Here is a 23,330-nt window from a genome sequence, read left to right as displayed (position 1 = left end):
CAAAAACATAACAACAAGAGTGATCAATATATTGGTCACTTTTTTTATTTGTATTACTTTTGTATGATGCGTTTTTTCAAATTTCTAGCCGTTATTATCACTTTGCTTGTGGGAGCTTATGCAGCTTCTATGTATTATTTTGTGGATGAAAGCAAAAGTTTTAAAATAGAAAAAGAAGTAAATTTTCCTTTAGAAAAAGTTTTTAATCAGTTTAATAATCTGCAGAATTTCACAAGATGGAATAATTTTTTCACCCAATCAAAGTCGATTACGATTGATTATTATACGCCGTATGAAGGACAGGGAAGTGCAATCAGCTACAATGATCCTAAAAGTGAAGATGGCGGTGAAATGTTTATTCGCTACGAAAATCCCAATAAAACATTAAGATATCAGCTTTTTGAGGATGAAGATGAAAACCCAACTTTAATTGATGTGAAATTTACCCTGGTTTCTGCAGAAAAGACAAAGATCACATGGTTTGTACATACTCCGAAATTATCTGTTCTCACAAGAGCTCAGAATTTCTGGACCGAAGATAAATTTACCGACAATATTGATAAAAGTATGGTGAATCTCAAAAATGTTCTTGGCAATAAAGTTTCAAAAGACAATCAGATGGCATCCATAAAATATGACACGCTGATGGTTGAGAAAGAAGAGGCCAGAATGCTTTTGGGAATCAGCGTAAGCACGTCTAATAAAAAAGATGCATTGTACAGAAATATTGTGATGAATTACAATAAAGTCTACAATTTTGTCACGATGGATCTAGGCAAAAAAGATGATGAATTGGGTTACCCTATTTTGATTACCGATGCAGATAATTTTAAGGATAATGAAGTTTCTTATTATTTTGGAATTCCTTTGTCTAAAAAAATTGGAGTTAATGATAATAATTTTAGCTTCAGATCGGTGAGTTCTACTCAAAATTATGTGATTTATTATAAAGGAACTTATCCCGGAAGAGTAAAAGCAATTCAACAGCTGATGCAAAAAGCCAAAGCCGACGAAATGCGATATGGAGACATTTATCAGACTTTCATAGAGCAGCCTCTGGAAGGTCAGGACGTCAATATGAAGCTTTCTCTATCTGTTTATAAATAAATATGATACAAATCATTCGTTTATGTTTTTTTTAATAGTTTGAGGCTGTCCCAAGTCGGTTTTTTTTATTAAATTTGAAGATTAATACGTTTAACAAAATTTAATAAAAGATAAACTGTAATAATGGACAGATTTTCATTCCTAAACGCAGCTCATTCTCAGTTAATTGAGGATTTATACCAACAATACTTAAAATATCCGGATTCTTTAGAACCATCATGGAAAGCCTTTTTTCAAGGCTTTGATTTTGCGTTGGAGAACTACAGTGATGACGACAGCATTCAGGTTGTTCAGAATTCTGTAAATTCTGCACCTGCAGTTCAGCAAATTTCTCAGGCAGCAGCCAATGGTGAAGTTCCGGAGCACATCAAAAAAGAATTTAAGGTGGTAAATCTTATCGAAGCTTACAGAACGAGAGGCCACTTATTTACTAAAACCAACCCTGTCCGCGAAAGAAGGCATTATACGCCAACTTTAGATCTAGAAAATTTTGGTCTGGACAAATCGGATCTGAATACAAAATTCAACTGTGCTGTTGAAACAGGAATGAAAGGTCCGTGCAACGCTTCAAGAGTTGATTACTCATCTTGAAAATATCTACTGTGACTCCATTGGTGTAGAATATACGTACATCAATAACGTTCAGGAAAAAGATTATATCAAGCAGTGGCTTCAGGTGAACGAAAACCACCCAAGTCTTTCTGCAAATGAAAAAACTGAGATTTTACTTAAATTAAATCAGGCAGTAGCATTTGAAAACTACCTTCACACAAAATTTGTAGGTCAGAAAAGATTTTCATTAGAAGGTGGTGAATCTTTGATTCCTGCTTTGGATCAGTTGATCTCAAGATCTTCACAATTGGGAGTTGATGAGGTTGTTCTGGGGATGGCTCACAGAGGAAGATTGAATGTTTTAACCAATATTTTCGGAAAATCTTACAAACAGATTTTCTCAGAATTTGAAGGAAAAGAATTTGAAGAAGATGTATTTTCAGGTGATGTAAAATATCACTTAGGGTCATCAAAAAAAATAAAAACTGCGTCTGGAGAAGAAGTTGCAATTAACCTTACTCCGAACCCGTCACACTTAGAAACCGTTTCAGCTTTGGTAGAAGGTATTTGCCGTGCTAAAATTGATGACAAATATAAAGGAGATTACACTAAAATTTTACCGATAGTTATCCACGGTGACGGTGCGTTGGCAGGTCAGGGTATTGCTTATGAAGTAGCTCAGATGATGACTTTAGAAGGTTATAAAACAGGTGGAACGGTTCATATCGTTGTTAACAACCAGGTTTCATTTACTACCAACTATGCTGATGCAAGATCTTCTACATATTGTACGGATATTGCTAAAGTAACAGAATCGCCAGTAATGCATGTAAATGCAGATGACGCAGAAGCTGTAGTGCATGCGATTCATTTTGCTGCTGATTTCAGAGCTAAGTTCGGTAAAGATGTTTATATTGATTTATTAGGATACAGAAAGTATGGTCATAACGAAGGTGATGAGCCACGATTTACGCAGCCTAATTTGTATAAATTAATTTCAAAGCATCAAAATCCAAGAGAAATTTATAAAGAGAAATTGATTCAGGAAAATGTAGTTTCTGATGATGTTCTTAAAAAAATGGAAACTGAATTCAAAGCACTTTTAGATAAAGATTTTGACGCTTCTAAGGAAATCGAGAAAAATGTGATGGATATTTTCATGGCAGATGACTGGACGAATTTCCCTATCGCAAAAAGAGGAGTTGTTCAGAATGCTGTTGATACTTCATACGACTTAAATAAGCTGAAAGAATTGGCACTCAAAATGTCGACACTTCCTGCGGATAAAAAATTCTTAAATAAAATCACGAGACTCTTTGAAAACAGAATCAAAGCTATTGAAGGAAATTCTCTTGATTGGGCTTTAGGTGAGTGGTTGGCCTATGCTACACTTCTAGTGGAAGGTCACAACATCAGAATTTCTGGTGAAGATGTTGAAAGAGGAACTTTCTCCCACAGACACGCCGTTGTAAAAACTGAAGATACAGAAGAAGAATATGTTCCTTTAAAAGAAGTTTCAGAAAGCAGATTTGACATTTACAATTCTCACCTTTCTGAATATGGAGTTTTAGGCTTTGATTATGGTTATGCGATGGCATCTCCAAATACATTGACGGTTTGGGAAGCTCAGTTCGGAGATTTTGTAAATGGAGCTCAGATTATCGTTGATCAATATTTAGCAGCTGCAGAAGAAAAATGGAAGATTCAGGATGGTTTGGTGATGTTATTGCCTCACGGTTCGGAAGGACAGGGAGCAGAACATTCTTCAGCGAGATTAGAAAGATTCCTTACACTTTGCGCCAATGAAAATATGGTGGTTGCAAATTGTACTTCACCAGCTAACTATTTCCACTTGTTGAGAAGACAGCTGAAATGGACATTCAGAAAGCCTTTGATTGTGATGAGTCCGAAATCATTGTTAAGACATCCAAAAGTGGTTTCTCCGCTTGAAGATTTCTCAAACAAAGGATTCCAGCCTATCTTAGATGATCCGACTGCAGATCCTGCGAAAGTGGAAAAATTAGTATTGTGTTCAGGTAAATTATATTTCGAATTATTATCTAAAAAAGAAGAATTGAATTGTGAAAATGTTGCTTTGGTGAGATTTGAACAGTTATATCCTCTTCAAAATGACGCTATCGAAGCTGTTTTTGCAAAATACGCAAACAAAAAATCAATCGTTTGGGCTCAGGAAGAACCGGAAAACATGGGAGCTTGGTCTTACATTTTAAGAAATTTCAGAGATACAGGAATTCAGGTAATTTCTCCGGTTGCAAGTGGTGCTCCGGCTCCTGGAAGTCACAAAATGTTTGAGAAAAACCAAAACCTGGTGATCAACAGAGTTTTTGACAGAGATGATGCTCCGGCTAAAAGACCTGTTACTGCTTAATATAAAATAATATCCAATTAAAAAATAAAAAATACTCAATATGTCAATTTTAGAAATGAAAGTTCCTTCACCGGGCGAATCAATTACAGAAGTTGAAATTGCAACTTGGCTTGTAAAAGATGGTGATTACGTAGAAAAAGATCAACCTATTGCTGAAGTAGATTCAGACAAAGCAACTCTTGAATTGCCTGCAGAACAAAGTGGAATCATTACTTTGAAAGCTGAAGAAGGTGATGTGGTACAGGTAGGTCAGGTAGTTTGTTTAATTGATGTGGATGCTGCAAAACCGGAAGGTGGTGCTGCGCCGGCAACTGAAGCTCCAAAACAGGAAGAAGCACCGAAAGCTGCTGAACCTGTAAAAGAAGAAGCTCCAAAACCTGCTCCTGCTGCTCCTCAATCTTATGCAACTGGTTCTCCATCTCCTGCTGCTAAAAAAATTCTTGACGAAAAAGGAATTGATGCTGCTCAGGTTTCAGGATCTGGTAGAGACGGAAGAATTTCTAAATCTGATGCTGAATTAGCTGCTGTTCCTGCAATGGGCGGAAGTTCATTAACAGCTACAGGTGCAAGATCTACTACAACGACTAAACTTTCAGTTCTTAGAAGAAAGATCGCTCAGAGATTGGTTTCTGTAAAGAACGAAACTGCAATGTTGACGACTTTCAACGAAGTTGATATGTCTGAAATTTTCAGATTGAGAAAACAGTATAAAGAAGAATTTGCTCAGAAACACGGAGTTGGACTTGGTTTCATGTCTTTCTTTACGAAAGCGGTTACCAGAGCGCTTAAATTATATCCGGATGTAAATGCATCTATCGACGGAGATTTCAAAATTAATTACGATTTCTGTGATATTTCAATTGCGGTTTCAGGTCCTAAAGGATTGATGGTTCCCGTATTGAGAAATGCTGAAAACATGTCTTTCAAAGGTGTGGAAGCTAACATCAAAGATCTTGCAGTAAAAGTAAGAGACGGTAAAATTACGGTTGACGAAATGACGGGTGGTACGTTTACGATTACAAACGGTGGTACTTTCGGATCAATGTTGTCTACACCGATTATCAACCCGCCACAATCTGCAATCCTGGGAATGCACAATATCATCCAAAGACCAGTTGCGGTTGACGGACAAGTTGTAATTCGTCCAATGATGTATGTTGCGATGTCTTATGACCACAGAATTATTGACGGAAAAGAATCTGTAGGATTCTTGGTTGCTGTAAAAGAAGGTATCGACAATCCTGTTGAGTTCTTGCTTGGAGGTGATGAGAAAAAAGGTTTAGAACTATAATTGATCAGATCAATAGAAATATAAAATCTCGCCTTCCAAAAAAAGGCGAGATTTTTGTATAAGACAATAAAATGCAAAAAATGTATACAAAAATTACTTCGAATATTAAGGTTTCTGTAACGCCTGAATATGATAGCAAAAATTCTTATCCCTCTGAAAACAGATTTGTTTTTAAGTATAATATTGTCATAGAAAATGAAGGAGATTTTACAATAAAAATTCTTAAAAGAAAATGGCTCATCTTCGATGTAGGGTTCGGATTTACTGAAGTGGTAGGAGACGGTGTAATAGGTCTTACTCCGGATGTACAGCCCAATGAACAGTTTGCCTATTTTTCAAATGTCATGCTGCGTTCCGGAGTTGGAAATATGAGCGGGAAATATCTCGTTCGAAATGAAGAAACAAATGATAATTTCGAAATTGATATTCCTAAATTTAATCTGCTTTCTGCAGTTTTGATCAATTGATTTAGAAAATATATAAATTTAATTGAAGCAAGTCATTACAGTTTTTTCAGTTTTGCTTGAAAACTTTCATGAATTTCTTCATTTCTTGTAATCAATAATCTTTCAAAACCTAACAAAGCAATTTTTGCACAGGCTTCTGCATCATCGCCGGCTCTGTGGTGGTTAAATTTAATCTGATGATGTTCGGCTAAGTTTTTCAAACCATATTTTGGCAGATAATTCCATGATTTTTTAGCAACCTGAATACTACAGAGATAATTTAAATTTGGTTTAAACATTCCGTAGTAATCAAGACAGCTTCTCAAAACTCCCGCATCAAAACTGGCATTATGAGCAATCATTAAAGTGCCATACATCATTTCCTGTACTTCGTACCAAATATCATCAAAAGTAGGAGCATCTTTCACATCACTGGGTAAAATACCGTGTACATCAATATTTCTCTGATTAAAATAAGGAAAACTCGGAGGTTTTATCAGCCATGTTTTGGTAGAAACAATCTGTGAATTTTCTACAACACAAATTCCTAATTCGCAAGCTGAATGTCTTTCGTGAGTAGCCGTTTCAAAATCTATTGCGCAGAAATCCATTTAAATGCTTAAAGTTTGTTGTTAAATGTTTTAATCTTGAATATTCTAATAAAATGAAAATCTAATTTCTTTTACCACCTAAAAAATGTTTAAAAATCAGCCATTCAGTTTGATAATACTTTTTGAACTGATTTTTTTGACGAAGTTTCAGAGTTCCCGGAATCTGCATATAAAAACCCATATGTCCTCTTAAAACTGCCCAAAGATGAGAGAAACCATTTTTATAAGCAAAATAAAAAGCAGCAGCTCCGTCTAAAATCATTCTGGAAAATAAGATCCAGATTAGCTCGGGAAAAGGCAGATTTTTAAGCATCATCGAAAGATTATTTCTGATGTTGAGGAACGTCTTTTGCGGACTTTGTTTATTTAAAGTTCCGCCGCCAACATGATAGATTTTCGATTTTCCGGTGTAATATATTTTTCTGCCAGAATTGATCAATCTCCAACATAAATCTATTTCTTCCTGATGCGCAAAAAATCTTGCATCAAAGCCATTTTGCACCCAAAAATCTTTAGATCTGATAAAAAAACAGCATCCTGAAGCCCAGAAAATTTCAACTTCATCATCATACTGTCCTTCATCTTTTTCTACACTGTCAAAAATTCTTCCTCTGCAATATGGGTAGCCTAAATTATCGATCAAACCACCTCCGGCTCCTGCAAATTCGAAATAATTCTTATTTGAATAGGATAAAATCTTTGGCTGTACAGCTGCAATCTGACCATTCAATTTAAATAAATTTAAAACAGGATCAATCCAATTTACAGTGACTTCTACATCAGAATTTAACAGACAATAATATTCTGCATTTATTTTTTTTAAACCTTCGTTGTACCCACCTGCAAAACCATAGTTTTTATCATTTACAACGATTTTTACTGTAGGAAATTTAGTTTTAATAAAATCTACAGAATCATCATCAGAAAAATTATCTATGACGTAAATTTCAGCATTTTGAGAATGATTGATTACCGATGGAAGAAATTTCTCCAACCAGTTTTTACCGTTCCAATTGAGGATGACAATAGCTAAATTTTCTGACATTGATAATTATAATTTTTCAGAATCAAAAGTTTTGATAGAATCCTGATATTTCCATTTTCTGTGTGACCAAAGATAATTATCAGGTCTTTTTTTGATGGTATTTTCTAATAACTGGTGGAATTTTTTGACTACTTCATTCGTTACAAATTTCTCGCCTTCAGGTTGAATTCTATGATAATTGATCTGATAGTGACCTCGTTTTACTTTTTTCATTTCAGAATAAATAAAAACCAGATCCATCCTTGTTGCCAATTTATCATATCCTATAAAAGCCGGTGTTCTCTGATTCAGAAATTCTAATCCGTAATTGACGTGTGATGAATGGGGCGTCTGATCAGCAACAAACAGATAAATAGCATCCCCATTGTTTTTATTTCTCAAAATATTCATAATCACCTCGTTGGCTTCCAAAGCGGTGTTTCCAAATTTACTTCTTACCTTTTTCATCTGGTCTTCCCAAAAAGTGCTGTTTACTTTTCTGTAAACCGGATGACAGTGAGTCTGAGGAACTATAGTGGCTAATGTATTCATCCATTCCCAATTGAAAACGTGACCCGCAAGCAAAATAATATTCTTGCCCTCATCTTTAGCTTCTTTAAATAAATGCTGGTTGATATGCTGCATCCGCACTTTAGTCTCAGTTTCTGAAAGGGTGAAAGATTTTATAGTTTCTACCAGATAATCAGAAAAATTCCTGTAAAAGTTTTTTCTTATTTCTGCAATTTCTTCGAATGACTTTTCTGGGAAAGAATTTTTAAGATTCTGAGTGATGATTTTTTTTCGATACCCGACAAAATAATAGTTTAAGAAGAAAATGATGTCCGAAAAAATATATAATATTTTTAGCGGCATTTTTGAAATGAGGTAAAGTATTTTAATCAGAAAATTCATAAAGTCTACAAATTTAGGAATAATAAAATTATGGTTTTATATTTGCTACAAATAAGTATTATTTTTTTAATTTTATAGGATGGAATCGCCATGATTTGAAGTACAAATATCAATTCATATTACGCAGTTACATATTACCTTAAACAATTATAATCTACACATGAAAAAGATCTCAAAAAATACAGCAATATTGGCTTTTTTTACCTTCGGAAGCTTAGCATTTGCCCAAAATATAAAAGCTTCATCAGAGGTTAAAAACTCAGACAGTAAAGCTTTGATTGTAAAAACTGAACATGCAGAACTTGAAGCCAAGAAAAAATCTGCCGAGGAGAAAGCCAAATTGCCTAAACCTTATGATCCCAAAGCGAACGCAGAAAGTGATATTGAAAAATTAGTTTCACAAGCTAAAAAAGAAAAGAAAAACATCATGATCCAGGCCGGAGGAAACTGGTGCATCTGGTGTTTAAGATTCAACCAATATGTGCAGACCACTCCAGAGTTGAAAAAATTGGTGGATGACAATTATGTTTATTATCATTTAAATTATTCTCCGGATAATAAAAACGAAAAAGTTTTCGAGAAATATGGAAATCCCGGTGACAAATTTGGTTATCCTGTATTCATTGTTTTAGATCAGAATGGAAAAATGATCCATGTACAGCAAAGTGATGTTTTGGAAGAAGGAAAAGGATACAGCCTTGAAAAAGTAAAAGAATTTTTCAATACCTGGACTACAAAATCATAATAAAAAAACCGAGAAATTTCTCGGTTTTTATTTTTTATAAAAGTTTCTTAATCCATTTTATTTTATTATCAGAATAAGGTGGATATTTCAAATCTGGTTCTCCCCAAGTTGCCCGGTCAAGAACAGCTTTTTGATGCGAAAAAGTTTCAAAGCCAAATTTCCCATGATAACTTCCCATCCCTGAATTTCCGACTCCTCCAAACGGAAGATTGTCGTTTCCTAAATGCATCACTACATCATTGATACAGCCTCCGCCAAATGATAATTTCTGTGTAAAAAGATTTTTTTCTTCATCATTGCTCGTGAAAATATATGCTGATAAAGGTTTTTCTAGTTCTAAAACTGAATTCAATGCGTGATGGAAACTGGTAAATGAAATTACTGGCAATATAGGCCCAAAATTTCTTCCTGCATGATATCATCTTCCCAGCTCACATTATTTAAAATAGTGGGTTCAATATGAAGATGATCTTCATTGAAATTTCCTCCAAAATATACTTTCTGCGTGTCGATTAATTGTGTCAATCTCTCGAAATTTTTCTTATTGATAATTCTTGTGTATTGCTCAGAATTTGTCTCATATTTAAATTCTGTGATATATTTTCTAAGCATTTCTAAAAACTGTTCTCTTACAGATTCTTCAACCAAAATATAATCTGGAGCAACGCATGTTTGTCCGGCATTTAGAAATTTCCCCCAAACGATTCTTTTAGCGGCAACTTCAATATTTGCATCTTTTGTAACGATCACAGGAGATTTTCCACCGAGTTCTAGTGTGACAGGTGTCAAATGCTCTGCAGCTGCTTTGTAAACAATTTTACCAACTTTAGTACTTCCGGTAAAAAATATTTTGTCGAATTTTAATTTTAAAATTTCGGTAGTTTCATCAATTCCTCCTTCAAAAACGTGAATATATTCTGAAGGAAAATTTTCATTGATGATTTTTGCCATTGCTTTCATTGTGTTTTCGGCAATTTCACTGGGTTTTAAGATACAGCAGTTTCCGGCAGCTATTGATGCGATTAAAGGCGATAACGATAACTGATATGGGTAATTCCATGCTCCAATGACTAAAGTGCAGCCAAGAGGTTCAGGATAGATTTTACTGGTCGCAATCTGATTGGATAAATTGGTGGTAACTTTCTTCGGTCTTGAAAGTGACTTTAAATTTTTTAAATAATAACCAATATCTTTTAAAACAAATGAAATCTCTGTAACATACGTTTCAAATTGCGATTTTCTAAAATCTTTATCAATTGCTTCATACAATAAATTTTCATTTTCAATAATTAAATCTCTTAGTTTCTCAAGATACATTGTTCTGAATTTTATGTTCTTGGTTTTTTGAGTTTTAAAAAATTCCCTTTGAGAGTAGAGTATATCTTGGTGATTCATTCTTTATAATTTATTGGTAACAGAGTGTGCTAAAAAATATGCCAAAGTCAATATACAAAAAAACCACTCCTTACGAAGTGGTCTGTATATTAGAGAAAATCTCTGAAAGTCTTAAGCTTCTTCAGCAGGAGTTTCTTCTACTTTAGCTTTTGGAGCCGGTTTAGGAGCCGCAGGTGCAGGAGGTGCATCAGATACAATGTCAAATTCAAAATTGTATTCAACATTTCTGTGTAATCTGATAATTGCAGTTACTTTACCAGTTCTCTTAATCGTGTTTCCTGGGATTTTGATATATTTCTTATCTACTTCAACACCTGCTTTAGCAAGAGCAGCAGAAAGATCTGCATTATTGATAGATCCGAATAATTTATCACCAGAACCTACTTTTGTAGGAATTGTGATAGAAGTTTTCTTCAACTGATCTACTTTTGCATTAGCAGCAGCGATCAATTTTGCTTCTTCTTCTTTTCTAGCTTCCAAAGTAGCTTCCAAAGTAGCTTTGTTTTTAGGTGTAGCCAAAAGAGCAATACCTTGAGGTAACAAGAAGTTTCTTGCGTAACCTGGCTTTACATTTACTGTATCGAATTCAAGACCTAAATTTTCTACGTCTTTTTTAAGGATAATTTCCATTGTTGTTGTCCGTTTTTTAGTTTTAGAGAAAAGAAAAAAGAAAAAAGAAGAAAGACGTTTGTCTTAAAAATTATTTCTTTTCTTCAATCTAAAAATCGTTAGAATTAATTATTTATTCAGCAACTTAAAAAAAGAGAAAAAGACGGAAAATCTTTTCTCTTTTCTCTTGTTTCTTTTTCTTATTTTAATAAGTCAGCTACATAAGGCATCATTGCAAGGTGTCTTGCTCTTTTGATTGCCGAAGAAACTTTTCTTTGGTATTTTAAAGAAGTACCGGTGTATCTTCTTGGTAAAATTTTACCTTGCTCATTAACGAACTGTAATAAGAAATCAGCGTCTTTGTAATCAACATGCTTGATTCCGAATTTTTTGAATCTACAGTACTTTTTATCAGTTTTTGTATTGATGTCAAGTGGAGTAAGAAATTTTACTTCAGATTCACCTCCAGCAGAGGCTTGTTTAGCCATATCATCTATTGCCATGTCTTTGTCTTTTTTAAATTTGGGTTAGTAATTAAGCTCTTGAAGCTTTAAGTTTAGTTCTTCTAGTTACAGCGTACTCTACAGCATGCTTGTCTAGTTTTGTAGTAAGGTAACGAATTACTCTTTCGTCACGTTTGAATGCCAATTCTAAGTCAGCAACTACAGTTCCTTCACCTTTAAACTCGATTAAAGTGTAGAATCCATTCTTTTTTAATTGAATAGGATAAGCTAATTTCTTCAATCCCCAATTTTCTCTAGTGACAATCTCACAGTTTTTTTCTTTGATAAGATCTTCAAATTTTTTCACTGCTTCCTCCACCTGAGCATCAGATAGAACGGGAGTTAAAATGAAAACAGTTTCGTAATTGTTCATAATGTAAATGAATTTGTTAATTATTTCGAGGTGCAAAAATATGAATTATATTTATAATACACAATAAGCCAGCGTTTATATGATGAATTTAATTTGATTTAAACGACCAAAAAAATACGTTTGAAATCATGTTCTGAAGATAAAATGAATTATAAAGTGATTTTCTGCCCCGCAGATCACACAGATTTTCACAGATCTTTTAAATTCTAGTAATTGTGATAGTAATAAATTTAAGTAAATTAATTTTCAATTTTTATTTTTGAAAATTTGAGAGATCTGTCGGAAGTTTATTAAATTCAAAATATTCTTTACTCTTCCTTATTTCTGATTTCTGTAAGAAAATTCATTTTCAAAACATCGTACAAAGAATGTCTACTGACCAAAATCGATAATATCGAAGAAACCATACCCGCCAACATCAGATGAAAAATAAGAGAATGTCTGTCAGTCATTTCCAGAACAATAATTGCTGATGTAAACGGAGCTCTCGTTATTCCGGTTAAAAAAGCAACCATTCCTGCAAGAATAACGACGTTGGTTTCGTTTGGTGTTAAATGGATTGCTCCTGATATTACCGAACCAATACTTGCTCCCGCCGTTAAAGCCGGAGCGAAAATTCCACCTGCACCACCAGAGGTGAACGATAATGCAGGACCAAGCATTCTTAATATCGGAACATACCAATCTTCATGCTTATCCTGAGTGAAAAGTACACGCTCCATGATTTCTTTTCCTGAACCTAATATTTCACGACTGATAAAAAAAGATATACAAGCGATTAGTAAAGCACAACCGATAAGAAATAACACGTTAGCTTTATCGGTTTTCAGTTTTCTTTTTTTCCAGTCATTCATTTTCAGCATGGTTACAGAAAGCTGGCTTGCTAGAATTCCTGCAACTCCTCCAACCAAAATAATCGGAAACATGACCATCAATGAAACGTCATTTGTTTTCGGATAACCTAAATATAAATAGGAACCTGCTAAAGTTTGTGCCGTTAAACCTGCAATAATTACCGCCGTAAAAAGTGCGGTTTTAAAGTAATTAATATGCGTTTTTGAAAGTTCTTCAACGGCAAATACAATTCCGCCGAGAGGTGTGTTAAATGCTGCTGCCAATCCTGCTGCTGCACCCGTCATAATCATGTTTTTCTTTGAAATTTTTGGCCACCATTCCGGAAGATACTCATTGACCTTTCTGAAGATTGAACCGGCAATTTGTATCGTAGGCAGCTTCACGCCCCACTGCGCCACCGCCAATGACTAAAACTACGGATGATATAATTTTAAAAACAATGATTTTTAAGCTTAAAAGACTGCGTATTTTTTTATGCTCTTTCGGATTTGCCAGTTCTACTGCTGCCATCACCTGAGGAATTCCGCTGCCTTTTGCGTACGGTGCAAATTCTTTGACCAGCCACCAAGATAAAACAAAACCTATAGGAGCGATGATGAAAATCATCCAGTCGTGCCAGTTGAGAATGAAATGCAATAAATTTTCACCCCAGGCAAATATTTTCGCATACATCACTGCAAAAAAGCCTGTAATCACCGAACCGATCCAAAAGGGTATTGCCTGAAGCAGATTATGTTTCAGATGTTCGTTTCGGATGTTGTCGAAAGATTTTTTAAGACTTGTTCGGAAGTAGATGATTATTCTACGCATACTCCAAATTTAATTTAATTTTTACGAATATTAAAATTTTAATAGTGATTTTGATAAATTAATTTTGAAATTCATAATAACTTCAGTTTAAAATTTTCTGAATTAATTTTAAATATGAAGTTTAAATGAAAGAAAATGCACAAAAAAACCCCCGAAAAAAAAATCGAAGGTTATATTTAAAAGTATTGGCAATTACTCATTACCAATTATTCATTGCTTATATCTCAGTGTTCAAATCCCAGTTCTGAAGATAATCGTGAACGTGTTTAAGCATCATTCCACCTAAAGAACCGTCTACAACTCTGTGATCGTAAGAGTGAGACATGAACATCAACTGACGAATTGCAATTACATCTCCGTCTTTTGTTTCAAGAACTGCAGGTTTTTTAACGATCGCTCCAATTGCCATAATGGCAACCTGTGGTTGAGGAATGATAGGAGTTCCCATTAAGTTTCCAAAACTTCCTACGTTAGAAATTGTATAAGTTGCTCCCTGAGTGTCTTCTGGTCTTAATTTTTTGTTTCTCGCTCTGTAAGCCAAATCGTTGATCGCTTTTGCTAAACCTGAAAGTGATAACTGGTCAGCATTTTTGATTACAGGAACGATAAGATTTCCATCTGGTAAAGCAGTTGCCATACCGATGTTGATGTTTTTCTTTTTGATGATATTGTCACCATTGATAGAAACATTGATCATCGGGAAATCCTGAATAGCTTTTACAATCGCTTTCACGAAAATCGGCATGAAGGTTAGTTTTTCACCTTCACGTTTTTCGAACATATCTTTGTTCTTAGCTCTCCATTTTACAACGTTGGTTACGTCTGTTTCGATAAAAGAGGTTACGTGTGGAGCAATATGTTTTGCTTTCACCATGTTTTCAGCGATGATTTTTCTCATTCTGTCCATAGGAATGATTTCGTCACCTGCAGCTACAGAAATTGTAGAAGCCGGGGCTGAAGTTGCAGCTGGTGGAGCAGTAGCTGTCTGAACAGGAGCTGCTTGTTGCTGAACGGCTTGCTGAGGCTGGTTTCCTCTGTTGGAAACGTGAGATAAAATATCTTCTTTCGTAATTCTTCCTTCTAAACCGCTACCTTTAATGGTTTTCAGTTCAGTTTCAGAAATGTTTTCCTGCTGAGCAATAGATTTTACAAGTGGAGATAAATAAAGGTCTCCAGAAAATTCTACATGAGAGGTTGCTGTTGGATTTAAAGGCTCTTCAATCGCTTTAATGGTATCTGCATCGGGAGCTGAAGTTTCTGTTGTAACTTCTTCAGATGCTGTACTTGCGCCTTCTCCTTCAATTTCTAAAATGGCGATGGCTTCACCTATTTTTGCAACTTCGTCTTTCTGTTTTAAGATTTTTACAATTTTCCCCGAAACCGGTGTTGGTACATCCGAATCTACCTTGTCTGTTGCAATTTCTACTACCGAATCATCTTCTTTTACATGATCACCTTCATTGAATAACCATGTGATAATAGTAGCTTCCATCACGCCTTCACCCATAGAAGGAAGCAATAATTTGTATTCTGCCATTTTCTAATTTTAGATTTTGACAAATATATAAAAAAAATCGGTTTTTTTATGAAATAGATAATTTTAGAAAAATTCTATGTAAATATTTTCACCGACATTTAATCCGAAAAGGGTTTTTGCACCGTTCTTCTTACTGCCCTTGTAAATGGTGAGTTCCAGTTGTTGACTGTCGTTGAAAATAGCTGCCGATTGCCCGTGATATTCGGTTTCTCTGTCCCAATCTGCGACTACTTCGGTATGGCTTGAGTAGATTTTCGATAAACTCAAATTTCTGAACTTTATGGTGAATTTTTCGAAACCTTTTGCTAAAGTTTCAAAGAATTCCTGACTGATATTTGAGATTATGTTTCCGAAATTATCAATGTACATTACTTCGCCAATGATCATCTTTTCTGGCTCGTTATAAACTGGTTTTGGAAATAAAAGCTGCTTTACGTCATCAATTTTTCTCCCAATTACTTCCGGAAGTCCACCGTTTGCCAAATGAACTGCAACGGGAACAAAAACATCAGTCGAAGTGAAATTGACAACATCATCGAATCTATTGTTAAGGGTGATTTCGTAAATGGCTTCAGGTTTAATGTCAAAAAAAACCAAACTCAGTAATCCATTATCGGCTGCTAAAAAATACGAGCCATCTGCTTTATATAAAATATTTTTTCTAGACTTGTGATAAAAACTGTCAACAGCTACAATGTGAATCGTTCCTTTCGGAAAATACCGATATGCATTTCTTACAATATATGATGTCTGAATAAGGTTATATGCCTGAATATCATGGCTGATATCTATGCTGTTGACTTCAGGGTTTAATGACATGATTTTCCCTTTCATAGCCGAAACTCTGTAATCTAAACGTCCGAAATCTGAGGTGAGGGTAATAATTGACATGAATAATCTAATACAGCTGCAAATTTATCTAAAATAAAAGGAAAGAATTAAATATTGTGGATAAGAATTTGATATAAATCTGAAAAAAAACTTTTAAATTTAAAATCTAATAATAAAAATATTTGCATGTTTGAATTAACGTATGATTTAGAAGGTATTGATTCAAAAAACTTTTACGGAGTTAACAACCAATATTTCAATTTAATAAAATCCAGCTTTCCAACCCTTAAAATTACAGGAAGAGATCATCATATTTTTGCGATGGGTAATCAGGAGGCTCTTGATATATTTAAACTAAAACTGGACGATATTGTCTCATTTATTTCAAAAAACAATTCTATAGGACTTAAAGATGTTGAAAACTTCCTCAACCTGAAAGATGAGAATGAAAAACATTTTGTGTTTGATCAGGACATTATTGTGAAAGGTGTCAACGGCAAAATAATTAAAGCAAAGACAACCAATCTCAAAAAACTCGTCAAAGAAACCGAGAAAAAAGACATGGTTTTTGCCATCGGTCACTGCAGGAACAGGGAAAACTTATACCAGTGTTGCCTTGGCTGCAAGAGCATTGAGAGATAAAGAAGTTAAGAGAATTGTGTTAACAAGACCTGCTGTGGAAGCAGGAGAAAGTCTTGGGTTTTTGCCGGGAGATCTTAAAGAAAAGCTTGACCCGTATTTACAACCCTTATATGATGCACTTCGTGATATGATTCCTCATGAGAAACTGGAAGGTTTTATGGAAAAGAAAATCATTGAAGTTGCCCCACTCGCATTTATGAGAGGAAGAACGCTAGATGATGCTTTTGTGATTTTGGATGAAGCTCAAAATACCACTCATGCCCAAATGAAAATGTTTCTGACAAGAATGGGAATGAATGCTAAATTTATTATCACAGGAGATCCTACACAAATTGATTTGCCCCCAAAACAGCATTCCGGTTTAAAAGAAGCCATGAGAATTCTGAAAGATGTGAAAGAAATTGGTTTCGTTTATTTAACCGAGGAAGATGTAGTGAGACACCCGGTTGTAAAGAAAATCATCCTGGCGTACAACGAAGAAGACAAAAAGGCAAGAGAATAATTTTTTTTGGTTTAGTTTTTTTTTCAAAATATTTGGTCAATCTATAAAAAGTGATATATTTGGACTCTTAAAATTTGTTAAAACTTTAAACTATGAAAAAATTATTATTGGTTGCTTCAGTGATCTTAATGGGAATTACTGTGAAAGCTCAAGAAGTTAGATTTGGTGCAAAAGCCGGATATTCTATGTCAACTATTAAGTATGAGAGTGATTTAGGATCAGAAAGTGGTGATCCTGTACATACTTTTTATGTTGGAGGTTTGGTAGAATATAAAATCAGCGATAAATTTGGTATTCAAGGGGAGGTGTTGTACTCACCACTAGGAGGAAAATATGTAATGAAAGAAGAGGATGAAGATAATCCGGATACTTTTTTTAATCTAAAAACAAAAACTAAATTAGGTACGTTGTTAATCCCTGTTTCAGCAAAGTATTTTATAACTGAAAATCTATCTGTTTCTGCAGGTGCAAGTTTTGGAGTAATTCTTTCAGCTAAACAAGAGACCGTATTTGATGCAGGTTTTAATATTCCTGGTTTGGAAATTGGTGCAGATAATGAAACAGATATCAAAAATCAGACAAACACATTAAATATAGCTCCTTTTATCGGCGCAGAATATATGCTTGAAAATGGTTTATTCTTTGATGCAAGATATAACTTGGGAGTTTCTAATCTGGCTAAAAATCCAGAATTTAATGAAACTGCTAAAAATAGCTTTTTACAAGTTGGCGTAGGTTTTAAATTTGGTGGAAACTAGAATATAAACTTTAAAAATTAATATAGAGCAGGGCATATTGTCCTGCTTTTTTTATGATGTGGTATCTTGCGGCATTGCGTTTGCTGTAGAAGTGGAAATTTCGATAATCAAACTTTAATTAAATTAAAAATGAAAAAACTACTATTATTAGGAGCATTTGCTTTTTTTGGAGGAGCGGTGCAGGCACAGGAAGGTCTTAAGCTGGGAGGTCATATTGGTGTACCAGTGGGAGATGCAAGCAAATATTCTTCTTTTACATTTGGTGTAGATGGAGCTTATATGTGGAATATTGCTAAAAATTTCGATTTAGGGGTAGCTACAGGTTATTCTCACTTCGTTGGAAAGGATTATGAGTTTAAAGGAGATCGTTATAAGTCTGATGATTTCGGTTTTATACCGATTGCTGTTGCAGGAAAATACAGATTTGCTAAAGCTCCTATTTTTGTGGCGTTAGATTTAGGATATGCGGTTTCCGTGAAAGATGGAGTAGATGGCGGTTTGTATGCTCAGCCGAAGTTTGGCTACCAAATGCCGAAAGCAGAATTATACATAGGTTTTCAAACAATAGGAAGCAGACGTGATTTTGACAGAGAAAGAATTGAAAATAATTTCGGAGCCATCAATTTCGGGGTTAATTTCTTCTTGAAGTAAATTACATTTAAAACAGGTTATATTAAACTCCGATTGAAAGATTGGAGTTTTTTATTTCAATTCATTAAAAAAAAGATAATTAATTCTCTTAATTGCGATTTTAGTCAAAAAAAGTCAATATCGATGGTGATTTTTATCATGTTAACAAATTTTAATATTAAAATTTACCGTTCTAAATTTGCAGCCAAGAAAGTATAAAATTATTCAAAATGAAAAAATTATTAGTCGCTAGTGCTGTTGCACTTTTCGGTTTATCAAACGCTCAGATTGCTAAAGGAACTACTTATGTTTCTGGTGTAGTAGGTTATTCTTCTGTAGAAAATAATAATAATGATAATAAAGTTGACAACTTTGCAGTTGTTCCAACTGTAGGTTATTTTGTTGCACCAAACTTAGCTGTAGGTTTAGGAGTTGGTTATGCTTCAACTATTGACAAAACAACTTATGAGAATGGTTACGATAAAGAAACTTTATCTGCATTTGTAGTAGAGCCTTTCGTAAGAAAATACTGGACTTTAGGAGATAAATTATACTTCTTCGGTCAATTATCAGTTCCTATGCAGTTTGGTACTGAGAAATATGAAGAAACTGAAAACAACAACTCATTCTCTGAAAAAGTAAAATACAATTCATTCGGTGTTTCTGTAAAACCAGGTTTAGATTATTTCTTAAACAAAAACTGGACTATCGAAGCTACAATCGGAGAGTTTGGTTACAATACATCTAAATATGATGTAGAAGGTGCTCAGAACGTAAACAACTTTAACTTCGGATTAAACCTTGCTAACGTAGGTATCGGTGTTAAATATGTATTTGCTAAATAATTGGTAAAAATATAATTGATATAAATCCTGAGATTTTTCTCAGGATTTTTTTGTTCTAAACTGAAACAATTAGGTCATATATATAAAAAAACTCCCAGAAAATTTCTGAGAGTTTATATATTTTTTGAAATTCTGAATCTATTTTCCGAACATTCCGCCCATTCCAGGCATATTTGGCATTTTGCTCATCATCTGCATCATTTGTTTTCCTTGTGGGCCCTGCATCATCTTCATCATTTTTCCCATTTGGTCAAACTGTTTCATCAGAGCGTTCACATCTTCAATTTTTCTTCCAGCACCTTTTGCAATTCTGTTCTTTCTTTGAGTATTGATAATTGAAGGTCTTCTTCTTTCTTCAGGTGTCATTGAGTGAATAATCGCCTCGATGTGTTTAAAGGCATCATCACTGATCTCCACATCTTTAATAGCTTTTCCGACTCCGGGAATCATTCCCATCAAGTCTTTCATATTACCCATCTTTTTGATTTGGTTGATCTGTTTTAAGAAATCATCAAAACCAAATTCGTTTTTAGCAATTTTCTTGTGAAGTTTTTTTGCTTCTTCTTCATCAAATTGTTCCTGAGCTCTTTCTACCAAAGAGACAACGTCTCCCATTCCCAAGATTCTGTCTGCCATCCTTTCCGGGTAGAAAAGATCTAAAGCTTCCATTTTTTCTCCGGTAGAGATAAATTTGATTGGCTTTTCAACCACAGAACGAATCGTTAAAGCCGCTCCACCACGAGTATCACCGTCTAATTTGGTTAAAACAACACCGTCAAAATTCAAAGCATCATTAAATGCTTTTGCCGTATTCACAGCATCCTGACCTGTCATTGAATCTACAACGAATAGAGTTTCGCTTGGTTTAATAAAATAATGAACCGATTTAATCTCATTCATCATTTGCTCGTCAATCGCCAAACGACCAGCCGTATCGACGATAACTACATCGTGACCGTTTGATTTAGCAAAACTAATTGCATTTTCGGCAATCGTAGAAGGATTGGTTGCGCCTTCCTCTGTGTAAACCGGAACACCGATCTGTCCGCCAAGAACTTTCAATTGATCGATTGCAGCGGGACGGTAAACATCACACGCTACCAGCAAAGGTTTTTTGCTTCTTTTAGTTTTTAAATAATTAGCAAGCTTTCCCGAAAAAGTGGTTTTACCAGAACCTTGCAGACCGGCAATCAGAATAACACTTGGTTTTCCCGCAAGATTGATTCCTTCCTGAGAACCACCCATCAAATCTACCAGCTCGTCATGAACAATCTTCGTCATCAACTGTCCCGGAGTAAGCGATGTAAGTACGTTTTCCCCTAAAGCTTTATCCTGAACTCTTTTTGTAAGATCTTTAGCAACTTTGTAATTAACGTCGGCATCTACCAATGCTCTACGGATTTCTTTTACGGTTTCCGCAACATTGATTTCGGTGATTTTTCCACGTCCGGAAAGATTATGAAGTGCTTTGTCTAATTTATCCTGTAAACTATTGAACATATTGATTGTAAATTATAGTGTGCAAAAATAAGGAATTTTTAATAATTAATATATAGTGTGAATAGATTTGTTTTGAATATCAATATAATCTTATTTTTGCAAAATGAATTTTTCAGATAGTTTTATTGTCATATTTTTAATAGTGATTTTAAATATTATTGTCTTTATAATATTTAAAAAGTATCTCTATGGGAAGGAAAATGCAGGGATGAAGTTTTTGACAATAAATATCTCAAAAGATTTACTTTGGATCATTATTTCATTATTGATAATAGATAAGACAAAAGATAATTTTTTATTGATAGTAATTTGCTTTATTGTTGCATCAGTCTTTATATATGCACCCGTTATCAGGAAGATTAACAAATCATGATTTTTTTGATGATAAATATCAATTTTTAATATTGGTAGAGTTTAATAAAATCAATATATTTGCACACGATTAAAAAAGAGATATGAACAGAAAAGTTTCTTCATTATTTTTCGCATTTTTATTTGTGTTTTTGAGCAGTTTTGCATCTGCACAGCACGAAACCGAGGGTGAAAAATCAGCTGAAAAAGTAGAGCATGCAGAAGGCGATAAGCCCTTTAATGCTACAAAAATGATCATGGAACACATCAGTGATTCAAACGAATGGCATTTATGGACTACTAAGGATGAAAGTGGAAAAGAAGATCACGTTTCTATCCCATTACCGATCATTATTAAAGATAATGCAGGATGGCATACTTTCTTATCAAAAGATATTGCTCACGGGCATGAGCACGATGGTTACACACTTCATGAAGGACAAGTAGTTTCTACTAAAGGGGTAGAAAAAGCAACTCTTTTTGCAGTGATTTCAGGAAAACAAAAAGCAAGCGACGTATTTTTTGATATGTCAATCACAAAGAATACAGCTTCAATGTTTTTATCAGTGATTTTTATGTTGGTTATTTTCTTAGGAATGGCTAAAAATTATAAAAAATCTCAACTACCAAAAGGAGCAGGGAAATTATTAGAGCCGGTAATCGTTTTTATAAGAGACGAAGTAGCAATCCCAAATATCGGATCGGTAAAATATAAAAGATATATGCCTTATTTATTAACAGCATTTTTCTTTATCTGGTTCAATAACTTATTCGGATTGATTCCTTTCTTCCCGGGTGGAGCTAACTTAACAGGGAATATTGCAATTACTTCAGTATTAGCGATCATTACTTTATTGATTACTTTATTCAGTGCAAACAAAGATTATTGGAAACACATCTTTATGCCACCGGTTCCTTTGTTATTGTACCCGATCATGGTTCCAATCGAAATCATCGGAATCTTCACAAAACCTTTTGCTTTGATGATGCGACTTTTCGCTAACATCACTGCGGGTCACATTATGATCTTAGCGATTATCTCTTTGATCTTTATCTTTAAATCTCCATTCTTAGGATTTGCATCTGTACCATTGGCATTATTTGTTTCTGTATTGGAACTTTTAGTTGCTGCATTACAGGCTTATATCTTCACGGTATTATCAGCATTGTTTATTGGTATTGCAGTTGCAGAACACGATCACGATCATGCACACAATGATGATGACAGTGTAGGTCACGACACAATGGTAGCTTAATTAAACTAAAATAATTTTAACTAAATATTTATTTATTATGGACATCACAACTGGAACAGGATTAATTTACGTAGGTATCGGTTTGGCAGTATTAGGAGTAGGTCTTGGTATTGGTAAAATCGGTGGGCACGCTATGGATGCTATCGCTAGACAACCAGAACAAGCTGGTAAGATTCAAGGAGCAATGCTTATTGCTGCAGGTCTTATTGAAGGTGCTGGTCTTATTGCGATTATCTTTGGTGCTTTCATCAAGTAATTATCCTCAGAAAAAATATTCTTAGCAGTGAAGCGGTTGGCTGCTGCTAAGAATTTTTAAAAAAAGATATCCATAAATTATTACATTAAAAAAAGAATTACAGATATGGGAATTATAGAACCTGGAATTGGACTTTTGTTTTGGATGACGCTTACATTCGTTATCCTGTTATTTATCCTTGCTAAATTTGCCTGGAAACCAATTGTAAATGCAGTAAATGACAGAGAAGCTTCTATCGTTGATGCTTTGAATCAGGCTAAATTGGCTAAAAAAGAAATGGAAGATCTTAAATCTGATAACGAAAGAATTATTCGTGAAGCTAAAATTGAAAGAGATTCTATCCTTAAAGAAGCTAGAGAAATTAAAGACAGAATTGTAGGTGAAGCGAAAGATATTGCTAAAGCTGAAGGTGATAAAATGATCGAATCTGCTAAGCAAACCATCCAGACTGAGAAGAATGCTGCAATGTCAGAAATCAGAACTCAGATTGGTGCATTATCTGTAAATATTGCAGAATCTATCTTGCAGAAAAATTTAGAGAAAACTGAAGCTCAGGACGAGTTGGTTCAAAATTATTTAAACAAATCTAATCTTAACTAA

At 34.4% G+C, this 23,330-nt stretch carries 19 protein-coding genes and 4 pseudogenes; 12 read left to right on the top strand and 11 right to left on the bottom strand.

What is annotated here, in order from left to right; translation table 11 throughout:
- Nucleotides 1–63: 63 nt before the first annotated feature.
- From ACZZZA_RS14240 to apaG, 4 genes and pseudogenes are all read left to right on the top strand, one after another.
- Complete coding sequence (locus ACZZZA_RS14240) at nucleotides 64–1,107, top strand: SRPBCC family protein (RefSeq protein ID WP_463432835.1); 1,044 nt, start codon at nucleotides 64–66, stop codon at nucleotides 1,105–1,107.
- Between the two features lie 123 nt (nucleotides 1,108–1,230).
- Nucleotides 1,231–4,048, top strand: a pseudogene (locus tag ACZZZA_RS14235) (2-oxoglutarate dehydrogenase E1 component).
- Between the two features lie 40 nt (nucleotides 4,049–4,088).
- The gene (odhB, locus tag ACZZZA_RS14230; RefSeq protein WP_463432833.1) at nucleotides 4,089–5,339 is read left to right on the top strand and encodes a 2-oxoglutarate dehydrogenase complex dihydrolipoyllysine-residue succinyltransferase; all 1,251 of its coding nucleotides are present in this window, start codon (nucleotides 4,089–4,091) and stop codon (nucleotides 5,337–5,339) included.
- Between the two features lie 80 nt (nucleotides 5,340–5,419).
- Nucleotides 5,420–5,806 (top strand): Co2+/Mg2+ efflux protein ApaG, encoded by a 387-nt coding sequence (apaG, locus tag ACZZZA_RS14225; protein WP_463432831.1) that lies wholly within the window; start codon nucleotides 5,420–5,422, stop codon nucleotides 5,804–5,806.
- A 35-nt stretch (nucleotides 5,807–5,841) separates the two neighbouring features.
- Here apaG and ACZZZA_RS14220 read toward each other — a convergent pair whose 3' ends face one another.
- From ACZZZA_RS14220 to ACZZZA_RS14210, 3 genes are all read right to left on the bottom strand, one after another.
- Nucleotides 5,842–6,396: a 3'-5' exonuclease gene (locus tag ACZZZA_RS14220; protein ID WP_463432829.1), complete on the bottom strand. Its 555-nt coding sequence runs from the start codon at nucleotides 6,394–6,396 to the stop codon at nucleotides 5,842–5,844.
- Nucleotides 6,397–6,457: 61 nt separating this feature from the next.
- On the bottom strand, nucleotides 6,458–7,441 hold the full coding sequence (locus ACZZZA_RS14215) for a glycosyltransferase family 2 protein (protein WP_463432827.1): 984 nt from the start codon (nucleotides 7,439–7,441) through the stop codon (nucleotides 6,458–6,460).
- 6 nt (nucleotides 7,442–7,447) lie between these two features.
- Nucleotides 7,448–8,332 (bottom strand): lysophospholipid acyltransferase family protein, encoded by an 885-nt coding sequence (locus tag ACZZZA_RS14210; protein ID WP_463432825.1) that lies wholly within the window; start codon nucleotides 8,330–8,332, stop codon nucleotides 7,448–7,450.
- 160 nt (nucleotides 8,333–8,492) lie between these two features.
- Here ACZZZA_RS14210 and ACZZZA_RS14205 point away from each other — a divergent pair, with 160 nt between their 5' ends.
- Nucleotides 8,493–9,077, top strand: a complete 585-nt coding sequence (locus tag ACZZZA_RS14205; RefSeq protein ID WP_463432823.1) for a thioredoxin family protein — start codon at nucleotides 8,493–8,495, stop codon at nucleotides 9,075–9,077.
- A gap of 34 nt (nucleotides 9,078–9,111) precedes the next feature.
- On the opposite strand, the pseudogene ACZZZA_RS14200 reads toward ACZZZA_RS14205, so the two are convergent.
- The 7 genes and pseudogenes from ACZZZA_RS14200 to ACZZZA_RS14170 form a co-directional block, all read right to left on the bottom strand.
- Nucleotides 9,112–10,472 (bottom strand): annotated as a pseudogene (locus ACZZZA_RS14200) (aldehyde dehydrogenase).
- Between the two features lie 111 nt (nucleotides 10,473–10,583).
- Nucleotides 10,584–11,102: a 50S ribosomal protein L9 gene (gene rplI / locus ACZZZA_RS14195; protein ID WP_463432821.1), complete on the bottom strand. Its 519-nt coding sequence runs from the start codon at nucleotides 11,100–11,102 to the stop codon at nucleotides 10,584–10,586.
- A gap of 179 nt (nucleotides 11,103–11,281) precedes the next feature.
- Nucleotides 11,282–11,584: a 30S ribosomal protein S18 gene (rpsR, locus tag ACZZZA_RS14190; RefSeq protein WP_034757623.1), complete on the bottom strand. Its 303-nt coding sequence runs from the start codon at nucleotides 11,582–11,584 to the stop codon at nucleotides 11,282–11,284.
- Between the two features lie 31 nt (nucleotides 11,585–11,615).
- Nucleotides 11,616–11,957 (bottom strand): 30S ribosomal protein S6, encoded by a 342-nt coding sequence (gene rpsF / locus ACZZZA_RS14185; protein ID WP_264750155.1) that lies wholly within the window; start codon nucleotides 11,955–11,957, stop codon nucleotides 11,616–11,618.
- 308 nt (nucleotides 11,958–12,265) lie between these two features.
- Nucleotides 12,266–13,622 (bottom strand): annotated as a pseudogene (locus ACZZZA_RS14180) (chloride channel protein).
- A 217-nt stretch (nucleotides 13,623–13,839) separates the two neighbouring features.
- Nucleotides 13,840–15,159: a dihydrolipoamide acetyltransferase family protein gene (locus tag ACZZZA_RS14175; protein WP_463432816.1), complete on the bottom strand. Its 1,320-nt coding sequence runs from the start codon at nucleotides 15,157–15,159 to the stop codon at nucleotides 13,840–13,842.
- Nucleotides 15,160–15,222: 63 nt separating this feature from the next.
- A complete protein-coding gene (locus ACZZZA_RS14170; RefSeq protein WP_463432814.1) occupies nucleotides 15,223–16,050 on the bottom strand; it encodes an SAM hydrolase/SAM-dependent halogenase family protein in 828 nt (275 codons plus the stop codon).
- A 126-nt stretch (nucleotides 16,051–16,176) separates the two neighbouring features.
- Between ACZZZA_RS14170 and ACZZZA_RS14165 the strand changes: the two are divergent.
- From ACZZZA_RS14165 to ACZZZA_RS14150, 4 genes and pseudogenes are all read left to right on the top strand, one after another.
- A pseudogene (locus ACZZZA_RS14165) lies at nucleotides 16,177–17,134 on the top strand (PhoH family protein).
- A 92-nt stretch (nucleotides 17,135–17,226) separates the two neighbouring features.
- Complete coding sequence (locus tag ACZZZA_RS14160) at nucleotides 17,227–17,892, top strand: porin family protein (RefSeq protein WP_463432812.1); 666 nt, start codon at nucleotides 17,227–17,229, stop codon at nucleotides 17,890–17,892.
- Nucleotides 17,893–18,021: 129 nt separating this feature from the next.
- Nucleotides 18,022–18,543 carry a hypothetical protein gene (locus tag ACZZZA_RS14155; RefSeq protein WP_463432810.1) on the top strand — a complete coding sequence of 174 codons (522 nt, stop codon included), beginning with the start codon at nucleotides 18,022–18,024 and terminating at the stop codon, nucleotides 18,541–18,543.
- Between the two features lie 209 nt (nucleotides 18,544–18,752).
- The gene (locus tag ACZZZA_RS14150) at nucleotides 18,753–19,367 is read left to right on the top strand and encodes an outer membrane beta-barrel protein (RefSeq protein ID WP_463432808.1); all 615 of its coding nucleotides are present in this window, start codon (nucleotides 18,753–18,755) and stop codon (nucleotides 19,365–19,367) included.
- A gap of 138 nt (nucleotides 19,368–19,505) precedes the next feature.
- On the opposite strand, the gene ffh is transcribed toward ACZZZA_RS14150, so the two are convergent.
- Nucleotides 19,506–20,867, bottom strand: a complete 1,362-nt coding sequence (gene ffh, locus ACZZZA_RS14145) for a signal recognition particle protein (protein WP_463432806.1) — start codon at nucleotides 20,865–20,867, stop codon at nucleotides 19,506–19,508.
- Between the two features lie 455 nt (nucleotides 20,868–21,322).
- Here ffh and atpB point away from each other — a divergent pair, with 455 nt between their 5' ends.
- The 3 genes from atpB (at nucleotide 21,323) to ACZZZA_RS14130 (ending at nucleotide 23,330) form a co-directional block, all read left to right on the top strand.
- Nucleotides 21,323–22,474 carry a F0F1 ATP synthase subunit A gene (gene atpB / locus ACZZZA_RS14140; RefSeq protein WP_463432804.1) on the top strand — a complete coding sequence of 384 codons (1,152 nt, stop codon included), beginning with the start codon at nucleotides 21,323–21,325 and terminating at the stop codon, nucleotides 22,472–22,474.
- A gap of 37 nt (nucleotides 22,475–22,511) precedes the next feature.
- A complete protein-coding gene (locus ACZZZA_RS14135) occupies nucleotides 22,512–22,730 on the top strand; it encodes an ATP synthase F0 subunit C (RefSeq protein WP_056014715.1) in 219 nt (72 codons plus the stop codon).
- Between the two features lie 105 nt (nucleotides 22,731–22,835).
- Nucleotides 22,836–23,330 carry a F0F1 ATP synthase subunit B gene (locus tag ACZZZA_RS14130; protein ID WP_463432800.1) on the top strand — a complete coding sequence of 165 codons (495 nt, stop codon included), beginning with the start codon at nucleotides 22,836–22,838 and terminating at the stop codon, nucleotides 23,328–23,330.

This window comes from Chryseobacterium sp. AC405b (genome assembly GCF_979258685.1).
This window is presented reverse-complemented; position numbering and strand designations above follow the sequence as displayed.